Origin of the sequence: Paraburkholderia sp. 40 (genome assembly GCF_050434105.1) — a bacterium.
Lineage (GTDB): Bacteria > Pseudomonadota > Gammaproteobacteria > Burkholderiales > Burkholderiaceae > Paraburkholderia > Paraburkholderia tuberum.
This window is the reverse complement of the sequence record NZ_JBNPVY010000004.1, coordinates 1636938-1659386: the sequence shown is the minus strand read 5'-3', so window position 1 is coordinate 1659386 and position 22449 is coordinate 1636938. Positions and strand designations below refer to the sequence as shown.

Sequence of the window (22449 nt, the reverse complement as noted above, 5' to 3'; positions counted from 1 at the left end):
ACGTGCGCCTCTTACAGTCCGAGGATCATTTTGGAAATGATGTTCTTCTGGATTTCGTTCGAGCCGCCGAAGATCGACAGCTTGCGATTATTGACGTACTGCGACGCGGCACTCGCGGCTTCGTCGGGGCCGACCGGCACGCCGTCGAAGCCTTCGTGCAGCGCTTCCTCGACGAATGGCTGCGCATAAGCGCCCATCGCACGCCGCGTCAGCGACGAGATCTCCTGACGGATCTCGGTGCCGCGAATCTTCAGCATCGAACTCTCGGCACCGGGCACGCCGCCGCCCGCCACGGCCGCGATCACCCGAAGGTTGGTCGTCTTCATGTTCTCGAGATCGATCTCGACGCGCGCCATGCGTGCCGCGAACGCCGGATCCTCGGCGAGCGGCCGGCCATTGCGCAGCTGTGTCGCGGCGATCTTGCGCAGACGGTTGAGGGCGGCGACGGAAAAGCCGACGCCGGCGATATTGGTGCGCTCGTACGTCAGCAGATATTTCGCGTAGGTCCAGCCCTTGTTTTCTTCGCCGACGAGATTTCCGGCCGGCACGCGCACGTCGGTGAAGAACACTTCATTGACCTCGTGCTCGCCGTCGAGCGTGATGATCGGCCGGACTTCGACGCCCGGCGCGTTCATGTCGATCAGCAGAAAGCTGATGCCTTCCTGTTTGCGCACGTCGGTCGCGGTGCGCACGAGGCAGAAAATCATGTTCGCGTAATGACCGAGTGTGGTCCACGTCTTCTGGCCATTGACGAGGTAGTGCTCGCCCTGCGCGTCCTTGCCGCGCACTGCCGTCGTCTTGACCGACGCGAGATCGGAGCCCGCGCCCGGCTCCGAATAGCCCTGGCACCACCAGTCGGAACCATCGAGAATGCGCGGCAGCCAGTGACGCTTCTGCGCCTCGCTGCCGTACTTGATCAGCACCGGCCCGAGCATGTTGACGCCGAACGGCACGACGCGTGGCGCGCCGGCGAGTGCGCATTCGTTTTCGAAGATGAATTTCTGCACTGCGCTCCAACCCGGGCCGCCGTACTCTTTCGGCCAGTGATTCGCGAGCCAGCCTTGCGCGTTCAGAATCGCGTGCCACTCGGCCATGTCGTCGCGCGTCAGACGCCGCCCGCCGTGCACCTTGCCGGCGAGACGTCGCGGGAGCTTGTCGCGCAGAAACGCCAGCACGCTGGCGCGAAAAGCTTCTTCCTCGGAGGTGAAGTTCGGATCCATCGCAGTCGTTCCGTCAGTGTTTGTGGTGGTTCAGGCCGTCGTGTTCAGGCTCGCGAAATCCGCGCCGCGCTCGACCAGATCGACGAGCAGCGGCGACGGCCGCCAGAACAGCGGGTCTTCCTTCGCGAACTCGCGGATGTCGGCGAGAATCGTCGGCAGGCCTACGCTATCCGCGTATTTCATCGGACCGCCGCGGTAGCGCGGAAAGCCGTAGCCGTGCAGCAGGGTCACGTCGACGTCGAGCGGGCGCAGCGCGATACCTTCGTGGACGACGTTCGCGCCTTCGTTGATCATCGCGGCCAGATAGCGGCGCATGATCTGCTCGTCGGTGAAGCTGCGCGGCGTGATGCCAGCGCGCGCACGCTCGGCGTCGATGATCGCCTCGACTTCGGGATCGGGCATGCCGCCGCGCGATCCTTCGGGGTACAGATAGAATCCGCGGCCGGTCTTCTGGCCGAACCAGCCGCGCTCGCACAGGCGGTCGGCGATCTGCACGTAGCGCGAGTTCGGGTCGCGCGTGGCCGCGCGGCGTTTGCGCGCCGCCCAGCCGATGTCGCCGCCCGCGAGGTCGACCACCTGAAACGGGCCCATCGGCAAGCCGAACGCGCGCACCGCCGCGTCGATCTGATACGGCGATGCACCGTCTTCCAGCAGCGCGTCCGCGGCGGCGCGGTACACGGCAAGCAGGCGATTGCCGATGAAGCCGTCGCACACGCCGGCGCGCACCGGCGTCTTGCGCAGCTTCTTCGCGAACTCGAACGCGGTCGCGACGACGTCGGCGCTGACCTGCTTCGGCACCACGACTTCGAGCAGCTTCATGATGTTGGCGGGCGAGAAGAAGTGCAGGCCGATTACGTCGGCGGGGCGCGAGATGCTGGCTGCGATCGCGTCGATGTCCAGATACGACGTGTTGGTCGCGAGCACCGCACCAGACTTGCAGACGCGATCGAGCTCGGCGAATACGGCCTTTTTGACGTCGAGATCTTCGAACACGGCTTCGATCACGAGGTCGGCGTGAGCAAGCGCATCGTACGACGTGCTGCCGCTCCAGCGCGCCATGGTCGCGGCTTTCTTCTCAGCGGTGAGGCGGCCCCTGGCGATCAGCCCGTCGTAGACCTTGTCGATGTGCGCGCGGCCACGTGCGAGCGCCGCTTCGTCGCGTTCGATCAGCGTGACGGGCAGCCCCGCGTCGAGCACTGCGACCGCAATGCCCGCGCCCATCGTCCCGCCGCCGATCACGCCGATCGCCTCGAGCGCGCGCGGTTTCGCGTCGCGCGTTTCGGGCGCCTTCAGCACTTCGCGCTCGGCGAAGAATGCGTGAACCAGGCCGGCGCGCTGCGGGCTGTCGAGGCATTGCAGGAACAGCTTGCGTTCGAGCTTCAAGCCCTCCTCGAAGGGCTGTTCGATCGCGGCTTCGACGGCATCGACGATTTTCAGCGGCGAGAACAGGCCGCGCGCTTTCTTCGCGGTTTCGTCACGCGCTTTCGCGACGGCGGCGCGGCTCGCGGCGCGATCGATCAATGCGGCGGCGTCGCGCGTGCGGCGTACCGGCGCGTGCGCGGCGAGCAACTCGTGCGCGTAGGCGAGCCCTTCGGCGAGGATGTCGCCGCTGTCGCCGAGACGGTCGACGAGGCCCAGCGCGAGCGCCTCCTTCGCGTTCGCGTGACGGCCGCTCAGCATCAGGTCGAGCGCCGCCGGCGCGCCGATCAGACGCGGCGTGCGTTGCGTGCCGCCCGCGCCAGGCAGCAGACCCAGCTGCACTTCGGGCAGGCCGAGCTTCGCGCCGTCGACGGCGATCCGGTAATGCGCGGCGAGCGCCACTTCGAGCCCGCCGCCGAGCGCGGCGCCATGCAGCGCGGCAATCACGGGTTTCGTGCATGCCTCGATGCGGTGGCACACGTCCGGTAGCGAAGGCGGCACCGGCGGCTTGCCGATCTCGCGAATATCGGCACCGGCGATGAAGTTGCGCCCCGCGCCGACGATCAGCACGGCTTCGATCGCGCGGTCGGCGTCGGCGGCTTCGATCGCGGCCAGCAGGCCGCGCCGCACGTCGGCGGATAGCGCATTGACCGGCGCGTGGTCGATCGTGACGAGCAGGACCTGGCCGTGCAATTCGCGCGTGACGACGTCGGCTGAGGAGGAAAGGGTCATCGTAGGGGTCTCCGTTTGAGGATGGCGAGGCGCGCCGGATCGTCCCATTCTGGAGTGGTCAACGTTCATTGACAATTACACCGTTGATTGACAGACTGTCAAAATTATTTTGACAAAGACTGGGCGAATGGACGTCAACTCGCTGACCCTGCTCGTCGACATCCTCGATGCCGGCAATCTGAGCGAAGCGGCACGCCGGCTCAAGATGAGCCGCGCGAACGTCAGCTATCACCTGAATCAGCTCGAGCGTTCGGTCGGCCTGCAATTGGTGCGACGCACCACGCGTCGCGTCGAGGCGACCGAGATCGGTCTGCGGCTCTACGAGCACGGCCGCACGATTCGCAACGCGCTGCTGGCCGCGCGCGAGTCGGTGACGACACTGGGCCAGAGCCTGCAGGGGCGCGTGCGGCTCAGCGTGCCGAGCGGCTATGGCCAGCTTGTGATGTCCGACTGGCTGATCGCGTTCAAGCGGCTGTATCCGGGTATCGTGCTCGATGTGATGTTCGAGAACCGTGTCGAGGATCTGATGCGCGAGGAGATCGACATCGCGGTGCGCGTGATGTCGGAGCCGCCGCAAAACCTCGTCGCGCGGGATATGGGGCCAGTCCGGTACGTGGCCTGCGCATCCCCCGAATTCGCGCGGACACACGGCATGCCCGCGACGCTCGACGACCTGCGCACCGCGCCGCTGATTACCGCGGCCGTGATCGGCAAGCAGTTGCGGCTCGCCGCGTATCTGCGCGACGAGCGTCATGAAGTCCTGCTCGAACCGACGATTATTTCGGAAAACTTTCTATTTTTGCGCCAGGCGGTGCTGGCCGGTCTCGGTGTCGGACTCGTGCCCGACTACGTGGTGCAGGACGATCTGAAGCTCGGCGCCGTGCTGACCGCGCTCGATGCCTGGCGGCTCAGCATCTTCGGCACGCACATGTACATGCTGTACATGCCGAATCGGCATCACACGCGCGCGGCGGCGACGTTCATCGACTTCGTGCTGGAGCAGGCGCAGGGCTCGGGCAGGGGCGGCGCGAACTGAAGCTGCGAACTCAGGCGCCGAGTCTGCGCGCGATGGCCGTCGTGACCATCGGCACGCCGACGCGCAGCAGCTTGCGCACACCTTCGTCGCTACCGACTTTGCCCACCGCGTTGTCGATCATCGCCTGCATCACGCTCGCCGGATAAAACTCGCGAAACAGCGTGTTGGCGCCGGTTTGCTCGAACACGTGGTGCAGGAACGACCCAACGGGGGGGCCGATGCGCTTGAACAGTCCCATCTTGACCACCCGGTTGTTCCACAGATGCAGCGTGTACGCATTGGAACAGAGCGCCGCGCACTCGTCGAAATAGCGCGGCAGGAACACCTTGTAGTAATCGTTGAAATGCACCGGATAGAACAGACTTTCGGGAAGACCCGCCTTCACGCCGTAGACGGCGGTCAACAGACGCGGGCCCGTGTCGCCCCACTTCAGTGCCGTGCCCTTCATTGCTTCGACACGTTCGATTAATTCGTGCAAGCGCGGCTGATCCGGGTCGAGCCGCAGCATCGCCGTGCAGATGCTCGATGAGGTCTCTCGCCCGATCAGGTCGCCCTTGGCGTTGAGATCGAAATCCCGCAACAGCAGCAGATCGGTATCGACCCAGATCTCGTCGGTCCTCGTGAACATCACGAAGCGGAAATAGTCCGTGAAATGCGCCATCGACGGTACGCCGTGAATCGGGAAATCGTGCAGCGAATCGCGCGGCAGTATCGTGGTCGCGTCCTTCGCGATCACGCCGGGCGGCAGAGTGTCGATCGGCTCATAGCTATAGAGCGCGACCTCGCTGCCATACAGCGTGAACGAATTCAGACAGGCGATCTCGTAGGGAGAAAGTTCCGGGCCATGCCAGAACGATGCAAATCTTGCCTTGCGCATATGTCATCCAGGGTAGCGATCGTGCGACGCAACATGCGCGCCGAACCTGTGTAACGATCCTAGACGGGCACGGCACAGGCCAGATGTAAAGGGCTTGAATCGCACAGGAGTTGTCGCAAAACGTTGAGTTCAGCGCAACGAGTCGGCGATTATGAGCGGGACTATGTCGTATCTGGCGAATTCAGTTGCGCACGGCAATGCATCAACTGAGTGCGCAAGGTCGTGGGCTAAACTGCGGAACACCGGCCATGCGCGCAGAAGTAGCAAGCGACGGACCATGCATCACGCCATGCAGCGGCAACGACGATATCCAGGAGACCCGATGAACCTCGACGGCGAGACTTACGATTCGCTCACGGCCAGATTCGCGTGGCGTATTCCACCGCGCTACAACATCGGCGTCGACACATGCGACAGGTGGGCCGATGGCTCGGGGCGTCTCGCGCTGATCTACGAAGACGCCGACGGCCGCGCGACCCGCTATACGTTCGACGAACTGAAAGCCCTGTCCGACCGCTTCGCCAATGCGCTGCTCGCGGCGGGCGCAGGGCGCGGCGAGCGCATCGGCATCTTTCTGTCGCAATCGATCGAAACGGCCATCGCGCATCTCGCGGCCTACAAGGCCGGCATGGTCGCGGTGCCGCTGTTCGCGCTGTTCGGGGTGGACGCGATCGAGCATCGGCTCGGCGACAGCGGCGCGCTCGCGCTGATCACCGATCACGCCGGCGTGCAAAAGATCGACGAAATTCGCGGCGCGCTGCCCGAGTTGCGACACGTGTTCAGTGTCGATATCGAGCAGGATGACGAAGCATCGGACGCGCCCGTGCGGTCGTTCTGGCAGGCGTTGAATGGCGCTTGCGCCGGGTTCACGCCGGCCGACACCGCCGCGGACGATCCGGCGATCATCATCTATACGTCGGGCACGACCGGAAAACCGAAGGGCGCGTTGCACGGGCATCGCGTTTTGCTCGGGCATCTGCCCGGCGTCGAGATGTCGCAGCAGGGCTTTCCCGCGCGCGCGACGCTGATGTGGACGCCCGCTGACTGGGCGTGGATCGGCGGGCTGTTCGACGTGCTGCTGCCATCGTGGCATCACGGTGTCGCAGTGCTGGCGCGCCGTTTTGCGAAATTCGACGGCCACGCCGCGTTCGATCTGCTCGCGCGTCACGCGGTCTCCCATGCGTTTCTACCGCCGACCGCGCTGAAGATGATGCGCGGCGTCGAGCGGCCCGCTCATCTGCGTCTCGCGTTGCAATCGGTCGCGAGCGGCGGCGAATCGCTGGGCGAGGAACTGATCGGCTGGGGGCGCGACGCACTCGGCGTGACGATCAACGAGTTCTACGGGCAGACCGAGTGCAACGTCGTGGTGTCGTCGTGCGCGGCGCTGTTCGAGCCGCGCTTCGGCGCGATCGGGCGCGCGGTGCCGGGGCACCATGTCGCGATCGTCGATGCCGCCGGCAACGAACTGCCGCCCGGCGCGATCGGCGATATCGCGGTGGCGGCGCCCGATCCGGTGATGTTTCTCGGCTACTGGCGCAATGAAGCGGCCACCAACGACAAATTCCGCGGCAGGTTTCTGCTGACCGGCGATCTCGGCACGCGCGACGCGGACGGCTTCATTCGCTTCGTCGGCCGTGGCGACGACGTGATCACGAGCGCCGGTTACCGGATTGGGCCGGCGTCGATCGAGGATTCGCTGCTGCGTCATCCGGCCGTCGCGATGGCGGCCGTGGTCGGCGCCCCCGATCGCGAGCGCACCGAAATCGTGATGGCGTTCGTCGTGCTGAAAGCGGGTTTCGTCGGCGACGATGCACTCGTGCGCGACATCCAGCAGCACGTGAAGACGCGTCTGGCCGCGCACGAATATCCGCGCGAGATTCGCTTCGTCGAAAGCCTGCCGATGACGGCCACCGGCAAGGTGATCCGCAAGACGCTGCGCGAGGCGGTGACGCACGGTCCGGACGCGATCTCACCGGCGAAAAACTGAGTCTGCTACGATGACCAACCCACGATGGGAATCACAGCGGAGAGATTGGATGCGCCCCGAGAGTGCAATGCGTTTCGACCAGGAGTTCGCGCCGCGCATTGCCGAGGCGATCGCCGCGTGTATCGCAAAGACCGTGCACACCGACGTGTTGCCGCATGGCGAACAGGGTCACCCCACCCGTGTGCGGATTCACGCCACGCCGCTCGATGAGCTCGGTCATTACCCGCATCCATTGAATCTGTATCTGACCTGGGACAGCGACGAAATCGAAAGGCTGATGGGCGAGCAGGGAGCGACGCGTTTCGCCAGATATCTGGCCGCGCTGCCGCGCAAGCTCAATGCGTGGACCCAGGCGCGCGAACTCGATTTCTCCACGCACACGCAGGGCGAGCCGGTTACGTTGATCGGCGGGCTCGATTTCGAATCGTAGACGCTCGCGCGCGATTGCGGGCTTGCGTTCGAGAGCTGGATAAAAAACGGCCGCTGTGCCCGAAGAGCCAGCGGCCGCTGCTTTTGCAGCGTTGGGTTACAGCGACGCTCAGCCGCCCAGTGCCGGATCGCTCATGCTGTTGTTTGCCGTCTCGACATGGCCGGCGATGCGGCGCGCGAACGTCGGGTCCGTATCGACGGTGATCGCGAGATCGTACCAGCCGTATGCTTTGCGCAGATCAAGGTACAGATTGTCGGTGTCGCCGCCGCGTACCGAATGCTTGATCACATGGCTCGCGTCGTACGCGTTGACGATCGTGAACTGGCAACGCGCGCTGCCGACGTTCTCGAGCCGCAGTTGCAGATTGCCGTTCGCGACATCGTAGCCTTCGGCGACGGCCGGCCGTGCGGTGTCCGAACCTTGCCACCAGTTCCGTGCGACCACCTTGCCCGCGAAGCGGCGCAGGAAGCCGTTCGGCCCGTGCACGCTGAAGTCGTAGCTGCCGTCGGCGTTGAGCAGCAGCGTGTCCTGCAGATGCTTGCCCGCTTCGACGGTATAGCTGCGCGGCGCGTCGGCGCTGTTGGCCGCGTACACGAGGAACACCGCGCCCGCGCGGCCCGTGTTGAGGAAGCGCATCGTCAGCTTGCCGCTCGAGCCTTCGTCGACGCGCACGAACAGTTCGTACGGCAACGCGCGCGCCGGGCGCACGCCCGCTTCCTGCTTCGGCACCGTCTGCACCGTCGGCGGTTGCGGCACGTAGTCCGGGTGACGGTTCTGGTCGGCCGGCACGTAGCCGCTCGTGCCCGGCAGCGATGGCACCGACGCGTTCGGATTCGCGAAGTTGAACGCGGAGGTCAGATCGCCGCACACCGCGAGACGCCACGGCGTGATGTTCGATTCGCCGAGATTGTGCTGCTGGCCGAAGCGCTTTTCGATGAAGCGGATCACTGACGTATGGTCGAACACTTCCGAGCACACGTAGCCGCCTTTGGACCACGGCGAGACCACCAGCATCGGCACGCGCGGTCCGAGCCCGTACGGCCCGGCGACGTTCTTCGGATCGCCCGCATAGATTTCGTGCGTGATGTCGACGGTCGACAAACCGTTCGCGCTCGACGCGGCCGCGAACGGTGCGGCGATGTGATCGAAGAAGCCGTCGTTTTCGTCGTAGTTGATCAGCAACACGGTCTTGCTCCACACGTCCGGGTTCGACGTGAGGATCTGTAGCACCTGATCGATGTACCACGCGCCGTAGTTGGTCGGCCAGTTCGGATGCTCGCTGTACGCTTCGGGCGCGACGATCCACGACACCTGCGGCAGCGTGCCGTTCTGCACGTCGCGCTTCAGAATGTCGAAGTAGCCGTCGCCGTTGGCCGCGTTGGTGCCGGTCCGCGCGTTGTCGTACAGCGGGTTGCCCGGCTGTGCGTTGCGGTACTGATTGAAATAGAGCAGCGAGTTGTCGCCGTAGTTGCCGATGTACGCGTTCTGCGTCCAGCCCCACGAGCCGTTCGCGTCGAGCCCGGTGCCGATGTCCTGATAGATCTTCCACGAGATGCCCGCGTTCTGCAGCACTTCGGGGTAGGTCGACCAGCCGTAGCCGAGTTCCGAATTGTCGATTACCGGACCGCCGCCGTTGCTGTCGTTGCCGACCCAGCCACTCCACATGTAGTAGCGATTCGGATCGGTCGGGCCCATCAGCGAGCAGTGGTAGGCGTCGCAGATCGTGAATGCGTCGGCGAGCTGATAGTGGAACGGGATGTCGTCGCGCGTCAGGTAGGCCATCGTGGTCGCGCCTTTCGACGGTACCCACTGATCGTTGCGGCCGCCGTTCCATGCGGCGTGCGTGGAGCCCCAGTCGTGCGCGAGATCCTGCAGGAATTGCAGGCCGAGGTTCGGCGCGCTCGGACGGAACGGCAGCACGTAGCTGGCGCCGCTGGCATCGGCGGCTTGCGGCTGATACCACACCGGCTGGCCGTTCGCGAGGTTGATCGCGCGCGTGTCGCCGAAGCCGCGCACGCCTTTGAGCGTGCCGAAGTAGTGGTCGAACGAACGGTTCTCCTGCATCAGCACGACGATGTGCTCGACGTCGCGGATCGTGCCGGTCCGGTTGTTGGCCGGAATCGCGAGCGCATTGCGGATGCCCGGCGGCAGCATGCTCAACGCGGTGAAGGAACCGGCGGCTTGCGCGGCCGAGCGCAGAAAATCACGACGATTGTTTGAGGTCATGGTTGGGGCGGTGGTGGCTTTGATCTTCGGTGGAGGAAAAAGGCACGGGGACGACAAATTGCGGTACTGAAACGGCGATGCTGCGTCGGACGCGAAGGCGGGCTAGCCGCCGCGCGCGGCGCGATTCTCAATCGACGGTATGGATGACGGGGCTGGCCAGCGGCGGCGAGGTGGCGGACAGCGCCGTGCCGGCTTCGGATGCGGGTGCCGCCGGTGTCTGGATCGTCAGCGTCGGCGGCCCGGAGTCGGCCGGCGGCGGGGCGATCGATGGGTCGCCGGGGTTAGCGGCGGAATGGTCGGTTGAACTGATCGTATTCGTGCTGGCGGGCGGGGCGTCGTCGCTGCACGCTCCTGCTAGCGCGCACAGCGCGATCACCGCGATGGCGCCCGTCAAACGTTTGCGACGGGGCGCACGAATCGGCTTCGACACGAAGGGCATGACACTGTCTCCGGGCGGGGAAGGGATGCCTCGCAATCGATGTGCCGAGGTCAGCGATGCAGCAGCATAATCGCCGATCCGTGTAATTTTTATGAAGTATCGGTAACAGGCGGACGCCGCTTATCGTTGTGCGCGCACGAATGCCGCGATGGCGTCGTTGAGCGCGGCGGGCGCGTCGCGATGCGGCGAGTGTCCGCATGCGTCGAGCTTTACGAGTTGGGCGTGCGGCACGCGCGCGGCGATCGTGTCGATCTGCGCCATCGTGCCGTAGTTGTCGTCGTGGCCCTGGATCGCGAGCAGCGGTCGACGGATCGGCGCGAGCGCCTCGACGATCGACCACCGCCTGAACGCAGGGTCGAGCCAGATATCGTTCCAGCCGTAGAACGCGGAATCGACGTCCGCGTGATAGCGGGCGAGCTTCGCGCGAAGATCGCTGGTTTCGTAAAGCTGCTTCGTTTGGGCGATGCTTTGCACCGAGATGTCTTCGACGAATACGTGCGGCGCGATCACGACCGCGCCCGCGAGCGCATCGGGGTACAGCGCCGCATACAGCAGCGCGATCGTACCGCCGTCGCTATGACCGATCACCCACATGCGTTGGCGTTGGCGCAGGTCGATATCGAGCGCGTCGAGCAGGGTGGGGAGGATGTCGCGCGCATGTGCGGTCATGAAATCGACCGGCCATTTGTCATCAGGCGCACGCGCTGTCGAGAGTCCGTAGCCTGGCCGCGAATAGACGAGCCCGCGCATGCCGAGTCGCGCGCACAATGTCTGCGGCCAGTCGCGCCACATCGCGATCGAGCCGAGACCTTCGTGCAGGAATACCGCGATCGGCGAATCGTCCTGCTGAGCATTCGCCTGCTCGTTGACCCAGCGGTACTCGATGCGCAGCGATCCATGCGATGCGCTCGCCGGCAGTTCGGCAAAGCGGCTGGCGGCACTCGCGCAGGAAGTGGCAGGGGCGGTACCTCGGTTCTGCATCAATGAATCACCTATGACTGTTCGCGTAGCTTGAAGCGTTGAATCTTGCCGGTGGCGGTCTTCGGCAGATCGTCGGTGAACACGATATCGCGCGGGTACTTGTGCGGCGCGAGCCGTTCCTTGACGAAGGTCTTCAGTTCCTCAGCGAGCAGGTCGGACGGCATGAAGTCGCGCTTGAGCACGACGAACGCGCGCGTTTTCACGAGCCCGCCATGATCGACGCCGACCACCGCCGCTTCGAGCACCGCCGGATGCGCGACGAGCACCATCTCGACCTCGACCGGCGACACATATTGGCCGCTCACTTTCAGCATGTCGTCGCTGCGGCCCGCGTAAACATAGCAGCCGTTCGCGAGACGCCGATATTTGTCGCCGCTTCTGATCCATTCGCCGAGAAACGTCGCGCGCGTTTTCTCGCGATTGCTCCAGTACATCAGCGCCGCGCTCGGCCCCTTGATGAACAGATCGCCGACTTCGCCATCGGGCACCGGCCGCCCGGCTTCGTCGCGCAACTCGACTTCGTAGCCCGGCACGGGGCGCCCGGTCGTGCCGTATTCGACTTCGCCCGCGCGATTCGACAGGAAGATGTGCAGCATTTCCGTCGAGCCGATGCCATCGAGAATCTCGGCGCCGAAGTGCGCGGTGAAGCGTTCGCCGACGTCGCGTGGCAACGCCTCGCCGGCCGACGCGCACACGCGGATCGCGACGTCGGCGCGCGCGGGCAGGTTGGGCGACACCAGCATGTTCGCGTACAAGGTCGGCACGCCGTAGAACACGGTCGGGCGATGCCGGACGAGGCGCGCGAAAATCGCCTCGGCGGTCGGGCGCTCGGCCATCAGGATCGCGGTCGCGCCGACCGACAGCGGAAACGTCAGCGCGTTGCCGAGCCCATATGCAAAGAACAGTTTCGCCGCCGAAAACACCACGTCGCTCTCGACGATGCCGAGCACCGGCTTCGCATACAGCTCGGCGGTCCAGTACAGATTCGCGTGCGTATGGACGGTGCCTTTCGGCTTGCCGGTCGAGCCCGACGAATAGAGCCAGAACGCGATGTCGTCTGCGTTGCTTGCGCAGCCTTTGACCGCGGGTAGCGCGGTGTCGACCAGCGTTTCGAAGCGGGGCGCCGCGAGCGGCGCTTCGGTGGAGGCGTGAGGCTGCGAGACGATCGGTTGGCAGCCGTCGTCGTCGATGCTGCTCAGCGCCTCCGTCACGTTAGGTAGCAACGGTTCCGATACGATCACCGCTCGCGCGTGGCTGTGCGTCAGCATGTACGTATAGTCGGCGGCGGTCAGCAAGGTGTTCGCGACGACCGGCACGATGCCGGCGTAAAGCGCGCCGAGAAATGCGACCGGCAGCGATACGGTGTCGAGCATCACGAGCAGCACGCGTTCCTCGGGATGTACGCCGAGCGCACGTAGTGCGCTGGCGCAGCGCCGCGCGCTCTGTTCGAGTTCGCCGTAGGTCATCGCGCCGTAGTCGTCGATATAGGCGACTTTGCTCGCGCGCGCTTCGTTCAACTGGAACAGATGCCTCGCGAAGTTGAACAGCGGGGGCGGCGGCGCAACCGGCTCGCGTGCGCTCGTTTCCAGCAGGGCTTCCATATGTCTCCTCCATCCGTGGACACGGTCCGGCTCTTGTGTGATCGTGATCTGCTCGCGGCTCACGCGCGCGTGAATTCGATCGCCCCTTGCGGCAGCAGATACAGCACCAGCGCCCGGCCGTCCGCGACGGTCGGACGATGCGCCGAGCCGGGGCCGTACACGCACCAGCCGGCCGGATGGCCGTCGAACGTCGCGCCGTCGGTGAGGGGCATGATCAGATCGATCTCGCCGTGCGGATGAACGTGGTGCGGACCGGCAATGTCCTGCATGTCGACGACGTCGACGGAAAAGCCGTGCGTGTCGGGCAGCGCCTTGAAGATGCGGCCGTAGCGGATGCCGCCGGCCTCGCGGTTGCACAGCCAGCCTTCGGCGACGCCGCTGCGGCATGCGTTCTCGAGTTCGTGAAAGGTGGGACTGCCGGCGGGCCAGGTGTCGTTCAGCCAGTCGGCGAGCGCGGCGTCGAGTGGCCGCCCGGCGAGTTGCCCAGTGACGCCTGCGATCAGGCGCTGGAATTCCTGTGGGGACATGCGAGCCTCCAGAAGCGCGCTCACGCAGGCCGGCCGCCGGATCGCCGGCCGCCGGAACTTGGGTGCTTGCGTATTGCGGCGCCGTCTCCGTGACGCGGCCGGAATGCCAAAGCGGCGCGCGACTGTGTTTGTGATTGGATCAGCTTTTGGCGAAAATTAAACCGTTCACCTGGTGCGTGTCAAGCACTATAGTACATGTATCGTAGTCACGAGGTCGAAAAACATGAATCCAAAGTACCCTCCCGCACGGTTGGACGAAACCGACGACGACGCGGCCCGCGCCGAACGCACCGAGCGCGTGGGTGAACGCACGGCCGAACGTGGCGGCGAGCGCGAAGAACGCGATCCGTTCCTGACCGCGATGGGCGAGCGTGTGCGTTTGCTGCGCGCGCGCCGCGGCATGACACGCAAGACGCTGGCGGCCGAAACCGGTTTGTCGGAGCGGCATCTGGCGAACCTCGAATCGGGCGTCGGCAATGCGTCGGTGCTGGTGCTGCGGCAGCTCGCGGCCACGCTGAACTGCTCGCTCGCCGAGGTGATCGGCGACGAAACCACCGCGTCCGCCGAATGGCTGCTGATCCGCGAGCTGCTGCAGGGGCGCGACCAGGCGGCACTGCAGCGCGCGCGCATCGCGCTCGCCGAGATGTTCGCGCAGGCGCCGCGCGACCCGCACCGCAAGGACCGCATCGCGCTGATCGGCCTGCGCGGCGCGGGTAAGTCGACGCTCGGGCGCATGCTCGCGCAGGAGCGCAAGGTGCCGTTCATCGAGCTCACGCGCGTGATCGAACAGCTCGCGGGCTGTCCGCCGTCGGAGATTCATTCGCTGTACGGCGCGAGCGCGTATCGACGCTACGAGCAACGCGCGCTCGAGGCGGTGATCCACGAGCATCCGCACGCGGTGATCGCGTCGCCGGGCGGGCTCGTGTCGGAATCGGGCACGTTCAATGTGCTGCTGTCGCACTGCTTCACCGTGTGGTTGCAGGCGACGCCCGAGGAACATATGCGCCGCGTCGTCGCGCAAGGCGATCTGCGGCCGATGTCCGGCAACCGCGAGGCGATGGACGACCTGAAGCGCATCCTCGCCGGGCGCGCCGAGCTGTACGGACGCGCGGACATGTCGTTCGACACCAGCGAAAAGACGCTCGCCGATGCGTACCTGCAGTTGCGCGACCATCTCGCCGCGCGTCTCGCGGCGGAAGCCCCCGACGAGGCGCGCGTGAACTGACCGATCGCGGGCGCCAGGGTTTCCCCGTGAAAATGCACTAAAGTGCTTTACGCGGGTGTGACGATGCACTATTGTTCAAAAAACAGATTGCATCGTCCAGCCAGGAGACGCCCCATGTCCACAGCACCCACCGCCGTTGCTCAGGCCGCGCCGGTCGACTATCGCACCGACCCGTCGCAGTACAGGCATTGGAAGCTCAGCTTCAACGGTCCGGTCGCGACGCTCGGCATCGACATCGCCGAGGACGGCGGCATTCGCGACGGCTACAAGCTGAAGCTCAATTCGTATGATCTCGGCGTCGACATCGAGCTTCACGACGCGATTCAGCGCATTCGCTTCGAGCATCCGGAAGTCCGCACGGTGGTGGTGACGAGCCTGAAGGACCGGGTGTTCTGCTCGGGCGCGAATATCTTCATGCTGGGGCTGTCATCGCACGCGTGGAAGGTCAACTTCTGCAAATTCACGAATGAAACGCGCAACGGGCTCGAAGATTCGTCGCGCCATTCGGGGCTCAAGTTTCTCGCCGCGGTGAACGGCGCGTGCGCGGGCGGCGGTTATGAACTCGCGCTCGCCTGCGATGAAATCTATCTGATCGACGATCGTTCCTCTTCGGTGTCGCTGCCGGAAGTGCCGCTGCTCGGCGTGCTGCCCGGCACCGGCGGACTCACGCGCGTGACCGATAAGCGCAAGGTGCGCCACGATCGCGCGGATATCTTCTGCACGGTGGTCGAGGGCGTGCGCGGCGAACGCGCGAAGGCCTGGCGTCTCGTCGACGAAGTCGTGAAGCCGAACCAGTTCGAGCAGGCCATTCAGGCGCGCGCGCTCGAACTCGGCGCGCACAGCGATCGTCCGGCCGGAGTGCCGGGCGTCGCGCTCACGCGCATCGAACGCACGGATCGCGAAGCTGGCCTCAGCTATCAGACGGTCGACGTCACGATCGATCGCGCAAAACGTATGGCGACCTTCACCGCGCGCGCGCCACAGACCGAGCAACCGACCGACCTCGCCGCGATCGTCGCGGCCGGCGCCAACTGGTGGCCGCTGCAATTCGCCCGCGAACTCGACGACGCGATCCTCTCGATGCGCACCAACGCGCTCGACATCGGCACCTGGGTGTTCAAGTCCGAAGGCGACGCGCGCCACCTGCTCGCGGTCGATGCGACGCTGCTGCAGCACCGGGATCACTGGTTCGTGCGCGAAACGATCGGCATGCTGCGCCGCACGCTCGCGCGCCTCGACGTGTCGTCGCGTTCCATCTTCACGCTGATCGAGCCGGGTTCATGCTTCGCCGGCACGTTCGCGGAACTCGCGTTCGCCGCCGATCGCACCTACATGGCCGCGCTGCCCGACAACGAGGACGAGGAGCCGGCGATCACGCTGTCGGAAGTCAACTTCGGCCTGTATCCGATGGTGACGCATCAGTCGCGGCTCGCGCGGCGCTTCTACGAGGAAGCCGAGCCGTTCGACGCGGCGCGCGCGCTGATCGGCCAGCCGGTCAAGGCGCTCGACGCGGAGCGCCTCGGTCTCGTCACCGCGTCGCCTGACGATATCGATTGGGCCGACGAAATCCGCATCGCGCTCGAAGAACGCGCGGCGATGTCGCCCGATGCCTTGACCGGCCTCGAAGCGAATCTGCGCTTCAATGGGCCGGAGACGATGGAGACGCGCATTTTCGGCCGTCTCACCGCCTGGCAGAACTGGATCTTCAACCGGCCGAACGCAGTGGGCGAGAAGGGGGCGCTCAAGGTGTACGGCAAGGGCAGCAAGGCGCAATTCGATGTGTCGCGCGTGTGAGATGCGCCGCGCTCACTCCGACTAAACGACGCCGCCTGCCGATACGCGCCTCTCGCCACTGCAGCTTCCGAACAGGGAATTGACCCAGGGAACCGACCATGTCCTCGATCAACTACAGCGAAAAGATTCCGAACAACGTCAACCTCGCCGACGACCGCGCGCTGCAACGCGCGCTCGAACAATGGCAGCCGAACTTTCTGTCATGGTGGGGCGACATGGGCCCGGAAGGCTCGCACGGTTACGACGTGTATCTGCGCACCGCGGTCAGCGTCGATGCGGGCGGCTGGGCGCACTTCCACCACGTGAAGATGCCCGAGTACCGCTGGGGCATTTTCCTCACGCCGGGCGAGCAGGATCGAACGATCCACTTCGGCGAGCACAAGGGCGAAGCCGCGTGGCAGGACGTGCCCGGCGAGCATCGCGCGAACCTGCGCCGCATCATCGTCACGCAGGGCGATACGGAACCGGCCTCGGTCGAGCAGCAGCGTCACCTCGGTTTGACCGCGCCGTCGCTGTACGATCTGCGCAACCTGTTCCAGGTCAACGTCGAGGAAGGCCGTCATCTGTGGGCGATGGTGTATCTGCTGCATCGCTACTTCGGCCGCGACGGTCGTGAGGAAGCCGAAGCCTTGCTCGGCCGTCGCTCGGGCGACGAGGACAACCCGCGCATTCTCGGCGCGTTCAACGAGAAAACGCCGGACTGGCTCGCGTTCTACATGTTCACGTACTTCACCGACCGCGACGGCAAGTTCCAGTTGTCGGCGCTCGCGGAGTCGGGCTTCGATCCGCTCGCGCGCACGACGAAGTTCATGCTGACCGAGGAAGCGCATCATATGTTCGTCGGCGAATCGGGCGTGTCGCGCGTGATCCAGCGCACCGCTCAGATGATGAACGAACTCGGCACCGACGACGTCGCGAAGATCCGCGCGGCCGGCGTGATCGATCTGCCGACCATCCAGCGCTATCTGAACTTCCATTACTCGGTCACGATCGACCTGTTCGGCGCCGATCATTCGTCGAACGCGGCGACGTTCTATAGCTCGGGTCTGAAGGGCCGCTACGAGGAAGGCAAGCGCGACGACGATCATCGCCTGAACGAGCATGCTTACAAGCTGCTCGACGTGCGGGACGGCAAGCTCGTCGAGCGCGAAGTGCCGATGCTCAACGCGATGAACGAAGTGCTGCGCGACGATTACATCAAGGACTCGGTTGCGGGCGTTGGGCGCTGGAACAAGGTGCTCGAGAAGGCCGGCATCGACTTTCGCATGACGGTGCCGCACAAGGCGTTCAACCGGCAGATCGGCACGTTCGCCGGCACGCGGGTGTCGCCGGACGGCCGCGTGCTCAGCGAAGCCGAATGGGCCGCCAACGAAGCGAACTGGCTCGCCACGCCGGAAGACCGCGCGTTCGTCGCTTCACTGATGGGCCGCGTCGCCGAGCCGGGCAAGTTCGCGAACTGGATCGCGCCGCCCGCGATTGGCGTGAACCGTCAGCCGGTCGATTTCGAATACGTGCGCTTCAACTGAAGCAGGCGAAGCACGAAAGGCGCGCTACGCGCTCGCCGTATCCAGGTGGAGGAAGTCATGAACGGCCCAGTATCGGTCGAAGTTCTGCGGCAGCATCTGATCGATCCGGAAATCTGCATTCGCTGCAATACCTGCGAAGAGACCTGTCCGATCGATGCGATCACGCACGACGACAACAACTACGTCGTGAAGGCCGACGTCTGCAACGGCTGCATGGCCTGCGTGCCGCCGTGCCCGACCGGCGCGATCGACAACTGGCGCACGGTGCTGAAGGCCGACGCGTATTCGATCGACGAGCAGTTTACGTGGGACGTGTTGCCGGAGCAGAACACGATGGCGGTGCCGGCTGAAGAACCGGTGGCCGCGTCCACCGCGGGCGACAGCGCCGCCGAAGCGGACGGCATCGAAGTGGATACCGTGCGTGGCGCGGTCGTGCCGCCGTGGTCGGCGGCGAAGCCGTACGTGAATCTCTACACGCATAAGGCGCCGACCACCGCGACGGTGGTCGGCAACTACCGGCTCACCGACAGCGCGACGTCGAGCGACATCCATCACATCGTGCTCGATTTCGGCTCGATGCCGTTTCCGGTGCTCGAAGGCCAGTCGATCGGCATTCTGCCGCCGGGAGCTGCCGCCGACGGCCGCGTGCATCACGCGCGCCAGTACTCGATCGCGAGTCCGCGCGATGGCGAGCGGCCCGGCTATAACAACGTGTCGCTGACGGTCAAGCGGGTGTCGCAGCAGCACGGGGACGCGATCGACGGCGTGTGCTCGAACTATCTGTGCGATCTGAAGAAGGGCGACGTGGTCAACGTGATCGGTCCGTTCGGCAGCACCTTCCTGATGCCGAATCATCCGAACTCGCATCTGCTGATGATCTGCACGGGCACCGGTTCCGCGCCGATGCGCGCGATGACCGAGTATCGCCGCCGCAAGCGCCTCAAAGGCGCGACCGGCAAGCTGATGCTGTTCTTCGGCGCGCGTACCAAGGAGGAGCTGCCGTACTTTGGACCGCTGACGAATCTGCCGAAGGATTTCATCGACACCACGCTCGCGTTTTCGCGCACCCCGGGACAGGCGAAGCGCTACGTGCAGGACGCAATGCGCGAACGTTCGGCCGACGTCGCGAACCTGCTGAAGGACGACAACACCTATATCTACGTGTGCGGCCTCAAGGGCATGGAGGACGGTGTGCTGCAGGCGCTCAAGGATATCGGCGAGCAGCATCAGCTCGATTGGGAAGCGTTGTGGGCGAAGCTGAAGCGGGAAGGGCGGCTGCATCTGGAGACGTACTGAGCGGCGCGCCGACACGCCGACCCACACCGAAAGCTCCGCGAAAAGGCCCCGCAAAGGCTCGTGAAAGCATGAGCGCTTGCGGGGCCTTTTTGCCTGCGCCATATGCTTGACAGAGCGCAGCGGCTGACCTGTGCGGATCGACGCACCGCGCGCGAAGCGCTTTGAAAATCGCGGACGGTTTGCTACAGTCGGCCCAGACAGCCGGCCGCCCGCCGGCACTCCCCGCCAAACGCGGCAGTCCGCCACCTGCGCAGGCACTCAGACGGAGCCGTCCGATGAAGCCGATTCGATCACTTGCGATGATTGCGCTGTTGCAGGCAGCACTGGCGCATCCGGCGAGCGCCGACGATCTCGCGCGGATCAAGGCATCGGGCGTGTTCCGGATCGGCACTGAAGGTACGTACGCCCCGTTCACCTACCACGACGACGCGGGCAAGCTGACCGGCTTCGACGTCGAGCTTGGGAGCGCGATCGCGCAGCGTCTCGGTGTCAAGCCGCAATTCATCGAAGGCAAATGGGAAGGACTGATCGCCGGTCTCGACGTCAATCGCTACGACGCGGTGATCAACGAGGTCGCGATCACCGACGAGCGCAAGCTCAAATACGATTACTCGGCCCCGTACATCACGTCGCACGCGGTGCTGATCGTCGCATCGGACAACACGACGATCAAATCTTTCGACGACCTGAAGGGCCGCAAATCGGCCAATACGCTGACCAGCAACGTCGGCAGGATCGCGGCCGCGCACGGCGCGCAGGTGATTCCGGCGCAGGGCTTCGACGAATCGATCGATCTGCTCGTCGCGGGCCGCGTCGATGCGACCGTCAACGATTCATTGTCGTTTCTCGACTACAGGAAGCGCGAGCCCGAGGCGAGGATCAAGGTCGTCGCGGTCGATACGTCGCCCGATAGCAGCGACAAGTCGGCCGTACTGATCCGCAAGGGCAATCCGAAGCTGCGCCTGGCGATCGACGACGCGCTCGCCGGCATGAGAAAAGACGGTACGTATCAGCGGATTTCGCTGAAGTACTTCGGCCGGGACGTGTTTCATTGACCGTCGGCCGAAACGTTGATGCGGATAAATCCAGATTAAAAAAGAAGGGGCGTCGAAACGCCCCTTCTTCGTTGTCATCAGGCCGTCGAACATACGGCGTGCCGCACGTTCAACGCGGCAGACGCTGGCCTCACACCGTCGCGTCGCTCAGCGCGGCGTCGAAGAAGCGCTCCTGGGCATCCGTGTTCACGCGTGCATACGCGCGGTTCACGCCGCTGATCACCGCGCGGATCGACGCGGTGATCAGGTTCGCATCGACACCGACGCCGAACGCGCTGCCGGCCACATCGGCGCCGGCCATTTCCGCGATCGCGATCGCGCGCGCATCGGCGCCCTGCGTGAGCGCGCGTTCCTCGTAGTGCTGGATGCGCACGGGCACGTCGAAGGCGTGCATCAGCGCGTCGAGCGGGCCGTTGCCGGCGCCGCTCAGCACGCGCGGCGTGCCGTTGATTTCGACGTTGAGCTTGATGTGCTCGCGGCCGTCATGCTCGGACAGGCTGTGGCTGATATAGCGGACCGGCTCGGCCGTGCGCACGTATTCCTGCTGGAACAGTTCCCAGATCTGCGCAGGCGTGACTTCCTGGCCGCTCTGGTCGGTGAAGCGCTGCACGGCCGAGCTGAAGTCGACCTGCAGACGGCGCGGCAACACGACGCCGTAGCTCTGTTCGAGCAGGTACGCGATACCGCCCTTGCCCGACTGGCTGTTCACGCGAATCACGGAGTCGTAGGTGCGGCCGAGGTCGTTCGGATCGATCGGCATGTACGGCACTTCCCAGATCGCGTCCGGCTTCTGCGCGGCGAAGCCCTTCTTGATCGCGTCCTGGTGCGAGCCCGAGAACGCGGTGAAGACGAGATCGCCGACATACGGGTGACGCGGATGCACCGGCAACTGCGTGCATTCCTCGGCCGTGCGCGCGACTTCGTTGATGTTCGAGAAATCGAGCTCGGGGTCGACGCCCTGCGTGTACAGGTTCAACGCGAGCGTGACGAGGTCGACGTTGCCGGTGCGCTCGCCGTTGCCGAACAGACAACCTTCGACGCGATCCGCACCCGCCATCACCGCGAGCTCCGCGGCCGCGACGGCCGTGCCGCGGTCGTTATGCGGGTGGACGGAGACGATCAGCGAGTCGCGGCGCGCGAGATTGCGGTGCATCCATTCGATCTGGTCCGCGTAGACGTTCGGCGTGGCCATTTCGACGGTGGCCGGCAGATTGACGATCGCCTTGTGCTCGGGCGTCGGTTGCCAGATGTCGAACACCGCGTCGCAGACTTCCTTCGCGAATTCGAGTTCGGTGCCGCTGAACACTTCCGGGCTGTATTGCAGCGTGAAGTGCGTGTCCGGTTGCGCGTCGGCGAGGCGCTTCATCGTGCGCGCGGCTTTCTGCGCGAGTTCGATCACGCCGCTCTTTTCGAGGCCGAACACGATCTTGCGGAATTCCGGCGCGGTCGCGTTGTACAGATGGACGATCGCGCGCGGGGCGCCGCGCAACGATTCGAAAGTACGCTCGATCAGATCGTCGCGCGCCTGCGTGAGCACTTCGATCGTCACGTCGTCGGGAATATGGCCGCCCTCGATCAGCTCGCGCACGAAGTTGAAATCGGTCTGCGACGCCGACGGAAACGCGACTTCGATTTCCTTGAAGCCGATCTGCACCAGCGTCTTGAACATGCGCATTTTGCGCTCGGCGTTCATCGGCTCGAACAGCGCCTGGTTGCCGTCGCGCAGGTCGGTGCTCATCCAGATCGGCGCGCGCGTGATGGTGCGCGACGGCCACTGGCGATCCGTCAAATTGATCGGCTTGAACGAACGGTACTTGGTAGCAGGATTTTTCAACATTTTCATCATCCGGGGGAGAGACCGTGGAACGGGTGTCGACCGGACGACGAAAACGCGATACTGGGCCGCCGGTCGGAAACCGGGGCTGGGTCAGTTACTGGGGATTCAAGCGATGCTTCGGTGTATCAGAGAGAAGCGGACGCGCGCAGCAGCAGACCTAGCCCGGTAGAGCGGGCTAGTAGTAGCGATAGGGTGGTCTGGGCGCGGTACATAGTGCGCAATGGGAACATATTATTGAGAA

At 64.9% G+C, this 22449-nt stretch carries 17 protein-coding genes; 8 read left to right on the top strand and 9 right to left on the bottom strand.

Features of this window, described 5'->3' with window-relative positions; all coding sequences use genetic code 11:
- Window positions 1-11: 11 nt before the first annotated feature.
- Both OKW28_RS29315 and OKW28_RS29310 read right to left on the bottom strand, forming a co-directional pair.
- On the bottom strand, window positions 12-1220 hold the full coding sequence (locus tag OKW28_RS29315) for an acyl-CoA dehydrogenase family protein (RefSeq protein ID WP_429450815.1): 1209 nt from the start codon (window positions 1218-1220) through the stop codon (window positions 12-14).
- Window positions 1221-1250: 30 nt separating this feature from the next.
- Window positions 1251-3371 (bottom strand): 3-hydroxyacyl-CoA dehydrogenase NAD-binding domain-containing protein, encoded by a 2121-nt coding sequence (locus tag OKW28_RS29310; protein ID WP_429450814.1) that lies wholly within the window; start codon window positions 3369-3371, stop codon window positions 1251-1253.
- Between the two features lie 127 nt (window positions 3372-3498).
- Here OKW28_RS29310 and OKW28_RS29305 point away from each other — a divergent pair, with 127 nt between their 5' ends.
- Complete coding sequence (locus OKW28_RS29305) at window positions 3499-4407, top strand: LysR family transcriptional regulator (RefSeq protein ID WP_429450813.1); 909 nt, start codon at window positions 3499-3501, stop codon at window positions 4405-4407.
- 10 nt (window positions 4408-4417) lie between these two features.
- On the opposite strand, the gene OKW28_RS29300 is transcribed toward OKW28_RS29305, so the two are convergent.
- Window positions 4418-5284, bottom strand: coding sequence for a hypothetical protein (locus tag OKW28_RS29300; RefSeq protein WP_429450811.1), 867 nt, complete (start codon window positions 5282-5284; stop codon window positions 4418-4420).
- A 322-nt stretch (window positions 5285-5606) separates the two neighbouring features.
- Here OKW28_RS29300 and OKW28_RS29295 point away from each other — a divergent pair, with 322 nt between their 5' ends.
- Window positions 5607-7271: an acyl-CoA synthetase gene (locus tag OKW28_RS29295; RefSeq protein WP_429450809.1), complete on the top strand. Its 1665-nt coding sequence runs from the start codon at window positions 5607-5609 to the stop codon at window positions 7269-7271.
- 49 nt (window positions 7272-7320) lie between these two features.
- On the top strand, window positions 7321-7701 hold the full coding sequence (locus OKW28_RS29290) for a DUF5594 family protein (protein WP_429450807.1): 381 nt from the start codon (window positions 7321-7323) through the stop codon (window positions 7699-7701).
- Window positions 7702-7809: 108 nt separating this feature from the next.
- Here OKW28_RS29290 and OKW28_RS29285 read toward each other — a convergent pair whose 3' ends face one another.
- The 5 genes from OKW28_RS29285 to OKW28_RS29265 all read right to left on the bottom strand — a co-directional run bounded on the left by OKW28_RS29285 (window position 7810) and on the right by OKW28_RS29265 (window position 13475).
- Window positions 7810-9927, bottom strand: coding sequence for a phosphocholine-specific phospholipase C (locus OKW28_RS29285; protein WP_429450805.1), 2118 nt, complete (start codon window positions 9925-9927; stop codon window positions 7810-7812).
- 127 nt (window positions 9928-10054) lie between these two features.
- Window positions 10055-10366 (bottom strand): hypothetical protein, encoded by a 312-nt coding sequence (locus OKW28_RS29280; protein WP_429450804.1) that lies wholly within the window; start codon window positions 10364-10366, stop codon window positions 10055-10057.
- A 120-nt stretch (window positions 10367-10486) separates the two neighbouring features.
- The gene (locus OKW28_RS29275) at window positions 10487-11347 is read right to left on the bottom strand and encodes an alpha/beta fold hydrolase (RefSeq protein WP_429450802.1); all 861 of its coding nucleotides are present in this window, start codon (window positions 11345-11347) and stop codon (window positions 10487-10489) included.
- Window positions 11348-11358: 11 nt separating this feature from the next.
- The gene (locus tag OKW28_RS29270; protein ID WP_429450800.1) at window positions 11359-12948 is read right to left on the bottom strand and encodes a benzoate-CoA ligase family protein; all 1590 of its coding nucleotides are present in this window, start codon (window positions 12946-12948) and stop codon (window positions 11359-11361) included.
- Window positions 12949-13007: 59 nt separating this feature from the next.
- Window positions 13008-13475 (bottom strand): DUF4863 family protein, encoded by a 468-nt coding sequence (locus OKW28_RS29265; protein ID WP_429450799.1) that lies wholly within the window; start codon window positions 13473-13475, stop codon window positions 13008-13010.
- A 223-nt stretch (window positions 13476-13698) separates the two neighbouring features.
- On the opposite strand from OKW28_RS29265, the gene OKW28_RS29260 reads away from it, so the two are divergent.
- The 5 genes from OKW28_RS29260 (at window position 13699) to OKW28_RS29240 (ending at window position 20371) form a co-directional block, all read left to right on the top strand.
- Window positions 13699-14700 carry a helix-turn-helix transcriptional regulator gene (locus OKW28_RS29260; RefSeq protein ID WP_429450798.1) on the top strand — a complete coding sequence of 334 codons (1002 nt, stop codon included), beginning with the start codon at window positions 13699-13701 and terminating at the stop codon, window positions 14698-14700.
- Between the two features lie 114 nt (window positions 14701-14814).
- A complete protein-coding gene (gene boxC / locus OKW28_RS29255; RefSeq protein ID WP_429450796.1) occupies window positions 14815-16494 on the top strand; it encodes a 2,3-epoxybenzoyl-CoA dihydrolase in 1680 nt (559 codons plus the stop codon).
- A 98-nt stretch (window positions 16495-16592) separates the two neighbouring features.
- Window positions 16593-18020 (top strand): benzoyl-CoA 2,3-epoxidase subunit BoxB, encoded by a 1428-nt coding sequence (gene boxB / locus OKW28_RS29250; protein WP_429450794.1) that lies wholly within the window; start codon window positions 16593-16595, stop codon window positions 18018-18020.
- Window positions 18021-18077: 57 nt separating this feature from the next.
- A complete protein-coding gene (boxA, locus tag OKW28_RS29245; RefSeq protein ID WP_429450793.1) occupies window positions 18078-19316 on the top strand; it encodes a benzoyl-CoA 2,3-epoxidase subunit BoxA in 1239 nt (412 codons plus the stop codon).
- A gap of 275 nt (window positions 19317-19591) precedes the next feature.
- Window positions 19592-20371 (top strand): amino acid ABC transporter substrate-binding protein, encoded by a 780-nt coding sequence (locus tag OKW28_RS29240; protein WP_429450792.1) that lies wholly within the window; start codon window positions 19592-19594, stop codon window positions 20369-20371.
- A gap of 130 nt (window positions 20372-20501) precedes the next feature.
- Here the strand turns inward: OKW28_RS29240 and leuA are convergent, their stop codons facing one another.
- Entirely contained in the window at window positions 20502-22208 is a 1707-nt protein-coding gene (leuA, locus tag OKW28_RS29235; protein ID WP_429450790.1) for a 2-isopropylmalate synthase, read from the bottom strand.
- Window positions 22209-22449 lie beyond the last annotated feature (241 nt).